Genomic DNA, 14778 nt, shown 5'->3' with positions numbered 1-14778 from the left:
CCGACATGCCTCCCATGCTCCCCGCCGCGCTTCGATCGAACAGCCTGCAACGCGACCTGATACGACTGGGGGTGCTGCCCTGCGCCACCGCCGCCGTGGCGTTGACGCTGTGGTTCACTCACGAGCGGCTGGATGCGCTGGAGCAGGCCTTCCGCGCCAACGGCGCGGCGATCGCGCGGCAACTGGCCGTGGCCAGCGACCTGAGCCTGTATGCCGGCGACGTGGAAACGCTGCGCGACCTGGCCGAGAACATGGTGGCCAAGGGCATCGCCTCGCGCGTCGAGATCGGCAACGGCACGGGCATCGCCATCGCGGCCGGCCCCGAATCGGAAAAGCTCAAGCATGCCCGCCCCTTCGCCGAACCGGTGCGCCTGCGCGCCACGCGCGGCCTGACCGACTACCCCCGCCCCGGCGGACCGGCGCTGGACATCGGCACCGTGCGGGTGTTCCTGGACGACGCCGAGCACCGGAGCGCGCGCGCCGCCTCGATGCTGGCCGGCGGCCTGATAGGCGGCACGGCCCTGCTGCTGGCCTGGCTGTCGGCCCGCCACATGGCGCGCGCCGTCGCCCGTCCGCTCAAGCGGATCTCGGCGACCGTCTCGTCGCTGCAGGGCGGCAAGCTGGACGCGCGCTGCGGCCCCTGTGGCCGCAACGAGATCGCCGCCCTGGCCAGCGACGTCGACCACATGGCGCAGCGCCTGCAGGACGCCTATTCGTCGCAGGAAGAGCGCATCCAGGCCGCCACCCGGGAAGCGCTGGCGCGGCTGTCGCAGGCCGAGCAGGCCACGCGTTCGCGCACGCGCTTCCTGGCCACGGCCAGCCACGACCTGCGCCAGCCGGTGCATGCGATGGGGCTGTTCATCGACGGCCTGCTGCCCACCGCCAGCGCGGCGCAGTTGCCCGCCATGCAGCGCCTGCAGGAAGGCACCCAGGTCATGAGCGCGCTGCTGGACGCGCTGCTGGACATTTCCCGGCTCGACGCCAACGTGCTGTCGCCGTCCTACGCGCCGGTGCGCGTGCGCGACCTGTTCGAGCAGCTCGACGCCATGCATGGGGCGATCGCGCGCGAGGCGGGCGTGGACCTGGTGTGGCGCGACCGGGGCCGCGCGGTCATGACCGATGCCAGCCTGGTCATGCGCGTGCTGGACAACCTGGTGCGCAACGCCGTGCGCCACAGCGAGGGCGGCCGGGTACTGGTGGCCGCGCGGCGCGACGGCGGCGGCACGCGGATCGAGGTCCGCGACAACGGCATAGGCGTCGCGCCCATCCAGCAGTCGCGCATCTTCGAAGAGTTCTACCAGGTCGCCAATCCCCAGCGCGACCGACGCAACGGCTTCGGCCTGGGGCTGTCCATCTGCGCCCGCATCGCCCGCCTGCTGCGCACCGACATCCGCGTGCGGTCCGCGCTGCGCCGGGGCAGCACGTTCTCGCTGCTGCTGCCGGCAACCGATGCACCGCCCGTGGCGCCCCTGGCCGCCGCCCCCGAGGCCGCCGGCGCGACCTCCCTGGACCTGGACTGTCTGCTGATCGACGACGACGAGGCCATCCTGGAAGGAACGGCCCACCTGCTGCGGCAATGGAACTGCCGCGTGGACCAGGCGCGCACCGCCGACGACGCGCTGCGCAAACTGCGCGACGCGAGCCGGCGCTACGACGTGATCCTGTGCGACCTGCAACTGGGCGACAGCGACGACGGACTCGCGCTGCTGCTGCAGGCGCGGGAGCTGCGGCCGCGCGCCACCGCCATCATGATCTCGGGCACGACCACGCCGGACATCCTGCAGCGGATACGCGAAGCCTCGGTCACGCTGCTGACCAAGCCGGTCGCGCCCGCCAAGCTGCGCGCGCTGCTGGGGCGCTGGACGCCGGCCGGGCGCGGTGCCCGGTCGGCCAGTCTCTAGAAGTCCGAGCAGGCGTTCCGGCGATCGGTGGACACGCAGTTGCTCAGGTTCGGCCGCGTCCGCACCCGGGACCATTCCCGGGCCAGCACGTCGCCCGCCTGCTCGACCCGGTCGCCGGCTATCGGTCCGGTGGCGAAACACATGGCCACGGGGGCCAGGTTCCGGTCGTACAGATAGGTGGTCGGTATCTCGCGCTGCAGGTCCACGCTGGGCAGGGTGTAGCTGTTCACGGTCAGCACGCCCGGCACGACGTTGATGAGATATCCCTCGGCCGAGACGAAGGGTGTGGCCGCCGTCACGGCATAGGTGCCGGCCGGGCTCGACGCATTGGCGGCCGAGCCGGCCGTGCCGCTGATGCCCGCCCCGGTATCGCCCAGGATCAGGCCGTCCAGGGTGTAGCCCAGGGCGGGATTGCCGATGCCGGCCGGCCGCGCTGCGCTGTCCAGCGTCACGGTCACCGTCGGTTGTTGCCGGTAGATGAAGTGGTTGTCCGCGTCGGCGATGGACGCGCCATAGGCGCGGCCGTACAGGTTGGGCAGCGTGCCCGAGCCGGCCATGCCGCCGCGCGTCTCGCCCTCCCAGGTGTCGGCCCACACGCGCCAGCGCCCGGAGGTATCGATGCGGGCGCCGTCCGGATTCTGGAAGCGCGCCGCCGCCACCAGGTCGGCGGTGCCGCCGGTCACGTCCGCATCCAGCGTCAGGTCGCCGGACTGGGTGCGCACGACCGAGGAAGCGGCGGCGATGCCTCGCTCGGCGCCCGCCAGCACGCCCTCGCCCGATCCCAGGGTCGGCAGCGTGACCTCGCCTATGCGCAGGGCGTCCGCATCCGTATAGGCGAATGCGTCGCGGGCCCCGCCCGCCACCGTCCCGACGCGGTTCGAGGCCTGGTCCAGGCCGACGCTGCCGCCGGTGCTGCGGGCCGCCAAACCGTCGGCGGTGATGGTTCCCGACGCGCTTTGGCCGATGTCGCCGCCGGCAAGCAGCGCGACCGTGGCCGCCTGCACGGACTGCCCGAGCGCGACGTTGCCGGTGTCCGCCTGCAACGACAGCCCCCCCGCCGCGGCCGATGCGGCGGCGATGGACAGATTGCCCGAGGTGACCCGCACGGACGCATCCTGGGCCGTCACGCCCGAGGCGGAGGCCGCCTGCGGCGCGCCCGCCGCATCGAGCATGCTGGCCGCCACGGCCGTCACGGCCAGGTCGCCGGCGCCGCGATAGCCCAGGCTGCCGGCCGCGCTACCGGCCAGTGCGCGCACGTCGTTGCCGCCGTTCTCCAGCAGCACGTCGCCGCCGGTCGAACGCGCCAGCAGCGCATCGGCCGCGATGCCGCCGGAGGTCGATTCGGTCACGTCGCCTGTGGCGAGCAATGCCACGGTCCGGGCCCGCACCGCGGCGTTCACGGCCACGGCGCCGGCATCGGCCTGCAGGCTGGCGGCATCGGTGGCCGTCACGCCCGAGGCGACCGTCAGGTTCCCCGTCCGCGCCGCGAGCCGCACCGTGCCGGCCTGCGCGCCGGCCACGGTCGATGACGACAGCCCGCCCGCCGCATCCTGAGTGGCGACGATGGCCTCGCCGACGGTCAGCGCGTTCGCGTCCGCGTAGCGCAGCTCGGTGGCCGCACTGCCCGCGAACACCCCGGCGTCGTTGCCGGCGGCGGTCAGCGTCACCGCCCCGGCCGTCGACCAGACCGCCAGCGTGTCCGCCGTGATGCCGGCGCCGGCCTGTTGGCCGATGTCTCCGCGGGCCAGCAGGGCCACGGTTCCCGCCTGCAGCGATTGCCCGACCTGCACACTTCCCGCGTCCGCCTGCAAGGTCAGCCCGTTGGATGCGTTTGAAGCCGCCTGGACCGACAGGTTGCCCGTGGTCGCCTGCACGATCGCATCGGTGGCCGTCAGGCCCGAGGCCGCGACGGCCTGCGGCGCGCCGACGGCGTCCAGCGCACCCGCCGTCACCGTTGCCACCGCCAGGTCGCCGCTGCCGCGATAGCGCAGGTCGCCCGCGGCGGATGCCGCCAGCGTGCGCACGTCATTGTTCCCCGCCGCCAGCAGGACGTCGCCCGCCGTGGACCGGGCCAGCAGTGCGTCGCCGGCAATGGCGCCGGTGGCGGCCTGCGTGATGTCGCCGCTGGCCAGCAGCGCCACCGTACGCCCCTGGACCGCGGCGCCCACCCCGATCGCGCCGGTATCGGCCTGCAGGCTGAGCAGATCGGCAGCCGAGACGGCGGCGGCGACGTCCAGGTCGCCCTTGCGGGCCGCGATCTGCGCCGTGCCGGCCGAGACGCCCGATACGGCAACGGTCTGCACGTTGCCCGCGGCGTCGTGGCCCACGACGGAGGCATTCCCCAGGGTCAGGCCGTCGGCGTCCGCATAGCGGAAATCGGTGGCCGCGCCGCCCGCCAGGATCCCGGCCCGGTTGCCCGCGTCCGTCAGCGTCACGCCCGCGCCGGTCGAACGGGCGACCAGCGTGCCGGCGGTAATGGCGGCGCCCGCCTGCTGGCCGATCGCGCCGGACGCCAGCAGGGCGACCGAACCGCTGTCCAGGGTCCGGTTGAGCTGGATGGCGCCGGCATCCGCCTGCAGCGTGATGGCCGTCGGCGCGGTGATCGCGGCGTTGGTCGTGACGTTCCCGGAACGGGCCTGCACGATGGCGCGGTCGGCCGAGATGCCATCCTGCGTGCGGTTCTGCACCGCGTTCGTCGCTGCGTCCATGCCCAGGGCCGACACGCTGCCTATCGTGATGCCGTCGGCGTCGACGTAGCGGAAATCGCCCGCCGCGCCGCCGGAAACCGTGGCCACGGCATTGCCCGGGTGGGTCAGCACGACGTCGCCCGTGGCCGACCGGGCCGTCAGCGCATTCGCGGCAATCGCGGCGGTGGGCGACTGGGTGACGTTTCCGCCCGCCAGCAGCGCCAGCGTGGCGGCCGTCACGCCGCCGCCCATCGCGATCGCCCCGCCCCCTTCGTTCTGCAGGGTCAGGTTGCCGGCCGTCGCCACGGCGCCGTCCACCGAGATGTCGGCGGCATGGGTATTGCTGCCGATGATGAGATTGGGCGCGTCCAGGTTCCCCATGTCGGCATCCGACAGCGAGAACCCGTTGCCGCCCGCCCCGCCCACGGAAATCCGGGTGGCGGCATGATCGGTGGCGTTGCCCGCGGCATCGACGCCGCCCGGCCGCAGGTTGATCGACACGCCCGACCTGACCGAAGCCTCGAGCGCAATCGCATCGGCACTGCCGTCGTTGTCGGCCCGCAGGACCACGCCTTGCTGGCCGTCGATGGCGTGCGACGACAGGCTGGACGATCCGCCTTGCAGGTCGATGCCCAGGCCGCTGCCTTCGGATTGCCCCGCCACCCGTACCCGGCCCGCCTGCGCGACCAACGAGGAACCTTCCAGGATCACGCCGGCGGCGGTCGTGCCCGCGCCCTGCGCCAATCCGCGCACATCCACGTCGCCGCTGGCGGACTGCACGTGCGCCCCCTCCAGCCTGACGCCTTCCGCGCCCGCCGACGAATCGCTGCCGCCGATACCGACGATGGAGATGTTGCCGGCGGTGGTCGTGATGCTGGCGTCGTCGCTGCCGCCCGACGTTATCTGCACGCCCTCCCCATAGTTGGAAGAAACGCCGCGCACCGTGACGCTGCCGGTGGCCGCGTCGATGCGGCCGCCCTGGATGTCCACGCTGGTCACCCCGTCGCCCGCGCCCCGCAGCACGACGTTCCCGCCGGCGCCGGCATCGCTCTGGCCGACGCGCGTGTCGATGAAGCTGTCCACCAGGCGGATGGCCGGCCCGCGGTTGGAACTGGCGCTGCCCGCGACCGGGTCGCTCTGGCCATACAGGCTGACCGATCCGCCGTTGGTGGTCAGCGTCGCATTCTGGAAGGCGATGGACTGGTCGCCCGACAAAGTGCCGCTGGCGTTGCTGTTGAACGCCAGGTCGAGCGCGCCCGCCTCGGACACGATGCTGAACGAATCGCCCTGTATGCCGCGGTAGGCGTCCAGCGCGAACTCCAGCGGCGCCGCGCCGGTCGTGCGGCGGATATCCACGCCGCTGGCGATGGTGATGTCGCCGCCCGTGCCGCTGCCCGCCCCGGTCCCTATGCGCACGCTCGTGCCCGCGTCCAGGGCGGTGTTGATGCTCGAATCCTGGATGGTGGTGTCGGCCACGGCCTCGAACGGACTGTCCACCGGCGCGCCGGGTCCCACGCCGTGGACGATGCGGACGTCGTAGGGATCGACGATCCAGTTTCCGGCCGCGCCGGTGCCGGTCCCGGCGTTGATCCGGACGCCGCTGGCATCCACGCCGCCGCCGGAAGTCTCGATCCGCCCGCCATTCCCCGCGCCCGTGCCGCGCGCCTGGAGCGAACCATGGACACGCAGGCCGTCCTGCCCCGTCAACAGCAGCTTGCCGCCGTCGCCATTGGCGCCGGTCGAGTTGGCCTGCACGCGCGCGAAGTCGTCCACCGCCGCCACGGCCTCGGCCTGCACCGTCACCTCGCCCCCGCCGGTAGCGCCATCGGCCAGCAGCGCAGTCGCACCCAGCACCCCCACGTTGCGTCCGGTAACCTCGACGCTGCCCCCCCGGCCGTCCGCGCTGCCGGCATCCACCTGCAGCGTCGCGCCCACCTTGGTCGGTTCGCCCGCCAGCCAGATGTCGCTGTCGCGGCCGGCGATGCGGATGCGCCCGCCGTCCGTGGCGATGTCGGGCGCCGTCCCGCCCGGCGCTTCCAGCGCCTCCACGCTTTTCTCGATGCGTACGCCGCGCGCGGCGATGGCGGAGTAGGTCGATCCTGATCCGCTATCGATGATCAAGCCGTCGCCGCCCGCAGCCCCGGTGATCAGGATGTCGCGGCGGGGACCGGCCAGCACCCGGGTATCGAGCATATGCACGCCATCGATGGCCTCGATGATGTCGTAGCCGAGCACGCCGAAGATGTCGGGCGACCGGGTCAGCGCATCCAGATTGGAACCCTTGCCGTCTATCGTCACGTCGCCGCCCGCCGACAAGGTCGTGTTCCGGATCGCCACGCCGGCCTCCGCGGTGTCCACGGGAAGATTGTTGGCCAGCGTGGCGTCAGCCGCCGTGCCGACGATGGTGATGTCGCCCCCGGCGCTCATAGGGTGCTGGGTGCCGCCTTCGCGGCGCCCGTCTATCCGTACGCCTGCCGCCGCCACGCCGCCACGGCCGGTGATCGAGATGTCGCCGCCCGCCGCCACGCCGGTCCCGCTGAAGGCGACGCCTTCGCCCCCTTCCACGCCCCGGGTGGAGGTCGCATCGACGGTGGTGATGCCGGTCCCCGCCGCCGCCAGCGAGCCGCCCGCCGCGCAGGCATCGTCGGCGCACAGCGACACGTCGCTCCAGCCCACGAAGATGCCGGTGCGGCGGGTCTGCGCCCGGCCGTTCACGAAGGACGTGCCGCCGATGGCCTTGCCGCCGGCGACATCGCTTTGTCCGAACAGGCGCAGGTCCCCGCCCCGGGTGGCGATGGTGGCGCCTTCCAGGTCGATGCTGCCGCCGCTTTCCTCGGCGAAATCGCTGGCGCCCTCCAGCCGGCGCATCGCGGCCTTGCCCGAGGAGTCGGCGTTGAATTCCACGTTCAGCGCGCCCGCCTGCGATTCGATGCGCGATCCGTTCCCCATGTCGATGTTGCGCATGGCATCCACGCGCAAGGTCGACGTTCCGCCCTGGGTCTTGACCACACTCGCGTCACCGTCGAACACGACGTTGCCGCTCTGCCCCCGGCCGCCGTCGAGCGCGAAGCCGGTGGCGGCCACGGTCACGTCGGTGCGGTTCCCCAGTGCTTCGCCCACGGCGCCACCCGACACGCGGCTGTCGCCGTCGGCCGCGGATACCTCGGTGGCGGGCCGTGCCGCCGGCGCGGCGCCCACGGTCACGTCGCCCTGCGAGGCGATCGTCCACTTGCCATTCGCGCCGCTGCCCGCGCCGGCCGCCGAGACATGGGCCGCCCCGACCTCGACCACGCCGCCCGACGTCGTGACGGCGCCACCCGCGCCGTTGCCCGCGGCATTCGCCGTCATGATGCCCGCCGCGTGCAGCCCCGGGGCATCGATGTCGATGGTCCCGCCATGGCCGGAGGCCAGCGCATCCGCATGCAGGCTGCTGCTTGCGTCCATCGTGATCGCGCGCCGGCCTTCCAGCTCGATGCCTCCGCCGCCGCCGTCGCCGGAGGCATCCAGGCGCGCCGAGCCGGTCCGGATGCCCCCGGCCTCGACACGGATGGTACCTCCCGATGTCCCCGCGGCGCCCGACGCATCCAGCGTGCCGCCCACCGTCACGTCGGCCTGGCCGGATGCGCCCAGGATGATCTCGCCATTGCGCGCGGTCAGCGATTGCGCGCGTATCGTGCCCTGCTGGTTGACCACGCGCTGCGCCACCTGGGTCGAATCGGCCAGCACCGCCACCCGGCCGCCGTTGGCCTGGAGCACCGCGCCGCTTTCGTTGCTGACCGCGGCCATGCTGGCGCCGGCGTCCGGCGCGAAGCGGAACGTGGTCAGGCCATCGCCCTGGAAGTCCAGGGTCACCTGGCGGGCCGACACCAGCCCCACGGTGCCGCCGTCGGCCACGATCTTCCCTTCGCCGCCGTTGACCACCGTCGCGGCCATCAGGGCGATGGTCGATCCCGGCGCGGTCAGGGTCCCCAGGTTCGTCACGGAGGCGTTGTTGGCGTCGTCGCGCTCGAACCGGAAACGGCCCGCCATGAAGTCGGCGTTGCTGATGTTGAGCGTCGAGGCGACCAGGCCGCCGGTTTCCACCTTCGATCCCTGCCCGAACAGCACGCCCGCGGGATTGATCAGGAAGATCCGGCCGTTGGCCGACAGCTCGCCCGAGATCCGCGACAGGTCCCCGCCCAACACCCGGTTCAGCGCGATGCTGGAGGCGCCGGGCTGCAGGAAGCGGACCGCATTGCCCGCGCCGATCGAGAACGTGCCCCACTCGATGATGGCCCGATCGCTCTGCTGCTGGATGGACATGGTATTGCCGCTCGTGACGGGCGCGAGCACGCTGCCCTGCACGGGGTTGAATCCGGTCGGCATCTGGGCGCCCGCGCTGGTGCCCACCAGGGCAAGGGCCAGCGCCAGCGGACGAGGATTCCAGCGCGCCTCCGGCGCCGGGAACGCGGGCCCGCGGGCCTTGCGCGAGGAACGGCTAGCTGCACTCATGTGATTCTCCTGGTCCCGGAGCGCGGTTCGCGCGCCGTGGGCGCCGGTCCCCCGCCGCCCCCGGGCCCTTAAAACACTTTCTGGAATTGCACGAAGATCCTGGGCTTGCGATCGCCGCCATCGGTGACCGGCGCCGAGGTGTTGCGGCGCCACGCCAGCGAGACGTTCACCATGAAATCGCCCGGCCGCGACCAGACGGCGCCAATGCCGAAGCCCTGCATGCTGCGGGTGTTGTTGGTGTCCAGGCTGGTGGGCGTATGGAACATCCGGCCCTTGCCCACGTCGTAGAACACGTAAGGCGTCAGGTCCTCGGTGGCGGACCAGCGCCACTCGACCACGCCCAGCACGCCCTCGTCCACCAGCAGTTCGCTGGACGGAAAGGCGCGCACGGCGCGGGCCCCGCCCAGCGCCAGCTTCTCGGACGCATCCAGGTTGCCATTGGTAAGCTGCCCGCCCAGGGACACGTACAAGCTATGGCGCGGCAGCACGGATTGCAGGCGCGACACCTGCCAGGTCAGCTTGGTGAATCCGCCGTCGGTCCGGTGGCCCGCCGGGCCCTGGTCCATCGCGCGCGTCAGGTCGTCCTTGATGTCCAGGCGGCCGTGGTACAGCGTGCCGGTGCTGGCCCAGTAGCCGCCGCCGAACAATTCGTCGCGCCGCTCCCAGCTCCACCCCAGCCCAACGCCCACGATGTTCTTGCGCGCCGAATACGAGAACATGGAAAGATCGTCGCGCAGTTCCTTGTGGTCCACGCCCAGGCGCAGGAACAGGTTCTGGCCGCGCTGCCGGATGACCGGATAGTTCAGCGACAGGTCGGCCACCGTGGCCCGTCCCTTCGCGCCCAGTTGCGACCAGGGCTGTCCCAGCTCATAACGCACGCGCGAGATACCCGCGCCCAGGCGCAGGCCGTCCGTGCCCAGCGGCGCCTCGTAGCCCAGCCGCCCGAAGTTCACCGAATTGCCCTCGGACATCATGAGGCGGGCGTCCAGGTTGTCGCCCAGGCCCAGCGGGCTGGCCACGCGCATGGTGCCGCCCGCGCGGACCCGGCCCGATTCGCGCGTGCCGTGGTTGTCCGCGTCGAAGGCGAAGGTCACGCGCCGCGCCTGGGTCACCTCGACCACCAGGTCCGTCGTGCCGGGCTCGCTGCCTTCCTGCAGGCCGGACGACACCTTGATGCCGGGCAGGTCGGACAGCAGCAGCATGGCGCGTTCGTAGCTTTGCGCGCTGACCGGCTGGCCCGGCTGCAGCGGCGCGAGGTAGGCGCGGATGCGCCCCTCGGAGATCGGCGCGTCCGGCGCGACCTGGATGTCCACCTTGCCCAGGCGCCCCTCGACCACGCTGATCTCGACCCGGCCGTCGCGCACGGTCTGCACCGGCACCAGCGCCTGGGCCAGGAAGTAGCCGCGGCTGCGATACAGCCCGGTCACGTCCCTCGCCAGCGCCTCCAGGTCGGACAGCGAAACGTCGCGCCCCACATATCCGGCCGCGAGCGCCTGCAACTCCTCCACGGGTATGGCGGCGGCGCCGGTGAAGCTCACCTGCTGCAAGCGGAAGCCCGCTTGCGCGGCGGGCGCGGGCGGCTCGGGCAGGCGCTGCGACGGCGCCTGCGCCAGCGGCCCGGGCGTCTGCGCCAGCGCGGCCGAGCACGCCAGCCCCATCGCCGCGGCGGCAATGCCCCGGCGATTCCATGTCTTGTCGGCACCCCGCATGCTTCAGCCCTCCACCGTCAGGCGCCAGTTCCCGATCAGGTTGAACGGCGCCCAGAAGAACGGGTGCGCCATCTTGTTACGCTTGAGGACGGCAAGCTGGCCGGCCTGCATCGCCCGCTGGATGTCGCTGCCCTTGGCCAGTTCGGCGTACAGGGTGCTCATCAGCAGCTCCGCCGCATCATCGGACACCGGCCACAACGACGCGATCAGGCTGGAGGATCCGGCGGACAGAAAGGACCGCGTGAAGCCCAGCACCTCGTCGCCCTGCGCGATCCGCCCCAGCCCCGACTCGCACGCCGACAGCGTGACCAGGGCCGTGCGGTTCATGTCCAGCCCCAGGATCTCGCGCGCCTCCAGGAAGCTCTGCCGGCCGTCCTCGTTGGCCAGCAGGATGCGCGAATAAAGCGGATCCACGGTGTCGGCCTGCGCGTGGGCGGCCACGTGGATCAGGGGCGCGCGGGCGGCGGCTTCCTTGAACTGGGTCTTGGTGGCGGCCGTGCCCATGTAGACGTTCTTCTGCGGGAACAGCCGCGCCAGTTCCTGCACCTCGCGCTCCGCGCCGGGCAGGTCGTACTGGTCCTCGATGCGTGGATTGCCGAAGGCGGTCAGCGTGGGCGAGACGCGCGGCGTGCGACGCGCCAGTTGCACGGCGATGCTCATCGACGGCGCCACCGACATCGCGTGGCTTTCGATCAGGTAGGCGCCGTTCAGGCGCAGCGCCTGGAACGGCAGATAGTGCAGCGGGCCGTGCGGCACGACGATCAGCCGCTGTCCGGGCGCGATGCCCAGCGGCGCGATCAGCAGTTCGCCCACCTTGGCCGCCCCATCCACCGCGCCGCGCTTGCCGTTGACGATCAGATCGCGCAAGGCGTCGACCAGTTTCGCCAGGTCGTCGCGTCCAATGGGAATGGACACTTCCCGCAGTTCGGACGGCCCCACGATCCATGCCTGGAGGCGCTCGGGCAGGGCATGGAACTGGATCACGCGTTCGTCGGGCGCCAGGGACTGCTGCAGGCCCGACAGCGACAGCGTGGCCATGGCGGCATCCGGCACGCTGCCGCGCCCCCGCACCGCGTCCAGCAGCGCGCGGCTGCGGCTGCGTTCGCTCAGTTCGAACGCAGCCGACGCATTGCCGAGATCGCTGTAGAGGCCGATCGCGCGCTCGAACACGGATTGCATGTCCGAGAACAGGCCCATCTTGAATTCGTCGCTGCGGAAACGCGCGCGCACGGCGTCCACGCCGTCGAGCGCCTTGCCCAGCGCGTCGGCCGCCGCCGGCTTGTTGCCCAGCGCCATCTCGCTGCGCGCCACGCCGTCCCAAGCCCACAACCGGTAGTAGCCGCTGTCGGTGCCGGTCTGCCGCGTCGTGAGCGAACGGTACAGGTCCGCCGCTTCCTGCGGCCGGTTCTCGGCCAAGAGGACCCGCGCGCGCGTGCGCTGCCATTGCGTGGCCAGGACCGGATCGGACGGCTGCGCGGTGGCGTCCAGCATCTGCCGCGCCCGCGCGGCGTCGCCGGTCTCGGCCAGCGCATTGACCAGCGACACCCGCACCAGGGGCGCGTAGCGTTCCGAACTGCTGGCCAGGGCCGCCTCGTAGCTCTTGATCGCGGCGGGATAGTCGCCGCGCCGGGCCTCGACGTCGCCCAGCACCTTGTGCACCGGGCCCAGGACCTTCTCGGGTTCCTTGGGCGTATGCCGCAGCGCCTCGCGCGCGAAGGACTCCGCCTTGTCCAGGCGGCCCGCGTAGCTGTAGGCGATCGCCAGGTCGCGATTGGCCAGCGCGGCCAGGTTGGGATCCTTGGTGGCCTGGGCCAGGTGCAGGGCCTTGCTGGCGGCGCGCACGCTCTGCCGGAATTCCCCCTGCTCGGCCAGCGCCACCGCCTGGCTGCAATATTGATAGCCGCTGAGCTTGACCGGATCCTGCGCATACAGGATGGCGCCGTCCTGGGTCAGCGCCAGCAAGGTGTCGGCGTCGGCCAGCCGCTCCTGCGCGACCTGCCCCACCTCGGCGTCCGGCACGGGCTCCTGGGCCCAGGCCGCGGAAAAGGCCAGTCCGAGCGCCAGCGCGCAAACGGCTCCGCGCGCGCCGCTCCAGAACATCTCCTTCCGCATCGCCCGCCCCATGCTGTCGTGCTCCACGTTCGCAGCGGGCAGCTCCCGCCATGGATATAGGAACGAAGTCTAGGTAGCGTGCGCTAACATGCCTATACGCAATAGGACATAGCGCTAAAGGGGTAAGGCCGCGTCATGCAGCTGTCACTCGATCTCGACGATCTGATGCTGTTCCAATCCGTGGTGGAAAGCGGCTCGCTCACGTCGGCCGCGAACAAGCTGGGCGTGCCGCGCGCCACGCTCAGCCGCCGCCTGATCGCGCTGGAGAAAAGCTGCGGCGCGATGCTGCTCAAACGCAATACGCGCAAGGTCTCGCCCACCGCGCTGGGCCTGGACCTGCTGCAGGAATGCGCCGACATCGCGCGTGCCCGGGACAGCATCGCGCGCAAGATCGCCCGCAGCGCCACCAGCATGTCCGGCACGCTCCACGTCGCAATGCCCATCGAGTTCGGCACCGCTTGGCTGGGCCAGGCCATCTCGGAATTCGCCCTGGAACACAACGACCTGCAGATCGTGGTCGACACCACCACGCGTCCCATCGACCTGATCGGCGAAGGCGTGGACATCCTGATCGCCTTCGGCGAACCCAAGCCGTCGCGGCTGACGGTGCGCAAGCTGGGCGAGATCCGCTACGGGCTCTATTGCAGCCCCACCTATGAGGCCGGCCTGCCGCAGCCCATATCCCTGGCCACGCTGCCCGCGCTCGACTGGGTGGTGACCGAGCTGCAATCCGGGCAAAGCCTGTGGAACACCGTGCCGTCGGGCGCGGGGCGCTCGGCGCTGGGCCGGGTGCGGGCGCGCGTGAACAGCATCCGGCTGCTGCGCGAGATGGTCTCGTGCGGAACCGGCGTCGGGCTGATCCCGGAGATCCTGGGCCGCGACTACGTGCCGGGCGGGCGCCTCAAGCGCATCGTGCCCGAGTGGGAGCCACGCCTGCCGCTCAACGCCTACATCGTCTCGCGCACCAGCGTGCCCCGCGCCACCCGGGCAATGCTCAAGTACCTGGCGGACGCCATCCGCAAATCGCAGGACGCGTAAAGCCCTACGCCTTGCCGAAGTGCCCCGCCATCATGGCCTCGAAGGCGGCCGGGTTCTCGAGCTGGGGCAGGTGGCCGGCGCCGGGGATCTCCACCCACTGGGCATGCGGCATCGCCCGCGCCTGCTCGCGCATGGCCGGCACGATGACCCCGTCGGCCTCGCCCGCCGTCAGCGTCGCCCTGACCGGGCTGCGCGCCAGCCCGTCGCGATAGTCGAAGCGGCTGATCGCCCGCGCGCAATGCGCATAGCCCTCGACCGGCGTCTTCAGGATCTGCTCGCGGACCTGCGCGACCAGGGCCGGTTCCCCCGCCAGCGTGGGCGGCGTGAACCAACGCGCCAGGGTCTCGTCCACCAGCGCCGCCATGCCCTCGCGCCGGGCGCGCGCGATCCGCTCGTCCCACAGCGCCGCGTAGTTGTCCGGCGTGCTGGACGGCGCATCGCAGGCCACCAGGCTGGCCAGCCGGTCCGCATGGCGCGTGGCCAGGTCGAATCCGATCATGGCGCCCAGCGATACCCCCATGAAATGGAAGCGCGCGAAGCCGAGCGTGTCCGCCAGCCGCGTAACCGCATCGGCCAGGCCTGACAGCGTCACCTCGCCGGCGACGGGCGCCTGGCCGTGGCCCGGCAGGTCGATGGCGATCACCCGGTACGTGCGTGCCAGCCAGGCCGACTGCCGCGCCCAGCTGGCCCCGTCGGACATGATCGAATGGACCAGCAGCACCGCCTCGCCCGCCGACGGCCCCTGCGCCGTGTAGTAAAGGCCCGATCCCGCATCGAACTTGCCCTGCGCGTTCATCACCGCATCTCCTCTGTTGAAGTACCCGGCATCATAGACGCCTG

General features: G+C 71.8%; 6 protein-coding genes. 2 read left to right on the top strand and 4 right to left on the bottom strand.

Annotated features, from left to right (window positions below):
• Window positions 1–5 precede the first annotated feature (5 nt).
• Window positions 6–1901, top strand: a complete 1896-nt coding sequence (locus EV675_RS09815) for a hybrid sensor histidine kinase/response regulator (RefSeq protein WP_130357068.1) — start codon at window positions 6–8, stop codon at window positions 1899–1901.
• On the opposite strand, the gene EV675_RS09810 is transcribed toward EV675_RS09815, so the two are convergent.
• From EV675_RS09810 to EV675_RS09800, 3 genes are all read right to left on the bottom strand, one after another.
• Window positions 1898–9079 carry a two-partner secretion domain-containing protein gene (locus EV675_RS09810; RefSeq protein WP_130357067.1) on the bottom strand — a complete coding sequence of 2394 codons (7182 nt, stop codon included), beginning with the start codon at window positions 9077–9079 and terminating at the stop codon, window positions 1898–1900. The genes EV675_RS09815 and EV675_RS09810 overlap by 4 nt on opposite strands.
• Before the next feature lie 68 nt (window positions 9080–9147).
• On the bottom strand, window positions 9148–10788 hold the full coding sequence (locus EV675_RS09805; protein ID WP_130357066.1) for a ShlB/FhaC/HecB family hemolysin secretion/activation protein: 1641 nt from the start codon (window positions 10786–10788) through the stop codon (window positions 9148–9150).
• Between the two features lie 3 nt (window positions 10789–10791).
• Window positions 10792–12900: a CHAT domain-containing protein gene (locus tag EV675_RS09800; RefSeq protein ID WP_242621375.1), complete on the bottom strand. Its 2109-nt coding sequence runs from the start codon at window positions 12898–12900 to the stop codon at window positions 10792–10794.
• Between the two features lie 135 nt (window positions 12901–13035).
• Between EV675_RS09800 and EV675_RS09795 the strand changes: the two genes are divergently transcribed.
• Window positions 13036–13938 carry a LysR family transcriptional regulator gene (locus EV675_RS09795; protein WP_130357065.1) on the top strand — a complete coding sequence of 301 codons (903 nt, stop codon included), beginning with the start codon at window positions 13036–13038 and terminating at the stop codon, window positions 13936–13938.
• Between the two features lie 4 nt (window positions 13939–13942).
• Here EV675_RS09795 and EV675_RS09790 read toward each other — a convergent pair whose 3' ends face one another.
• Window positions 13943–14734 carry an alpha/beta fold hydrolase gene (locus EV675_RS09790; protein ID WP_130357064.1) on the bottom strand — a complete coding sequence of 264 codons (792 nt, stop codon included), beginning with the start codon at window positions 14732–14734 and terminating at the stop codon, window positions 13943–13945.
• Window positions 14735–14778 lie beyond the last annotated feature (44 nt).

The sequence above is a fragment of the Pigmentiphaga kullae genome (assembly GCF_004216695.1).
GTDB lineage: Bacteria > Pseudomonadota > Gammaproteobacteria > Burkholderiales > Burkholderiaceae_B > Pigmentiphaga > Pigmentiphaga kullae.
This window is presented reverse-complemented; position numbering and strand designations above follow the sequence as displayed.

Bases quoted from the DNA above. Each gene is read 5' to 3' on its own strand.
- EV675_RS09795 (WP_130357065.1), top strand. From the start codon at position 13,036: ATGCAGCTGTCACTCGATCTCGACGATCTGATGCTGTTCCAATCCGTG.
- EV675_RS09805 (WP_130357066.1), bottom strand. From the start codon at position 10,788: ATGCGGGGTGCCGACAAGACATGGAATCGCCGGGGCATTGCCGCCGCG.
- EV675_RS09810 (WP_130357067.1), bottom strand. From the start codon at position 9,079: ATGAGTGCAGCTAGCCGTTCCTCGCGCAAGGCCCGCGGGCCCGCGTTC.
- EV675_RS09800 (WP_242621375.1), bottom strand. From the start codon at position 12,900: ATGCGGAAGGAGATGTTCTGGAGCGGCGCGCGCGGAGCCGTTTGCGCG.
- EV675_RS09815 (WP_130357068.1), top strand. From the start codon at position 6: ATGCCTCCCATGCTCCCCGCCGCGCTTCGATCGAACAGCCTGCAACGC.
- EV675_RS09790 (WP_130357064.1), bottom strand. From the start codon at position 14,734: ATGAACGCGCAGGGCAAGTTCGATGCGGGATCGGGCCTTTACTACACG.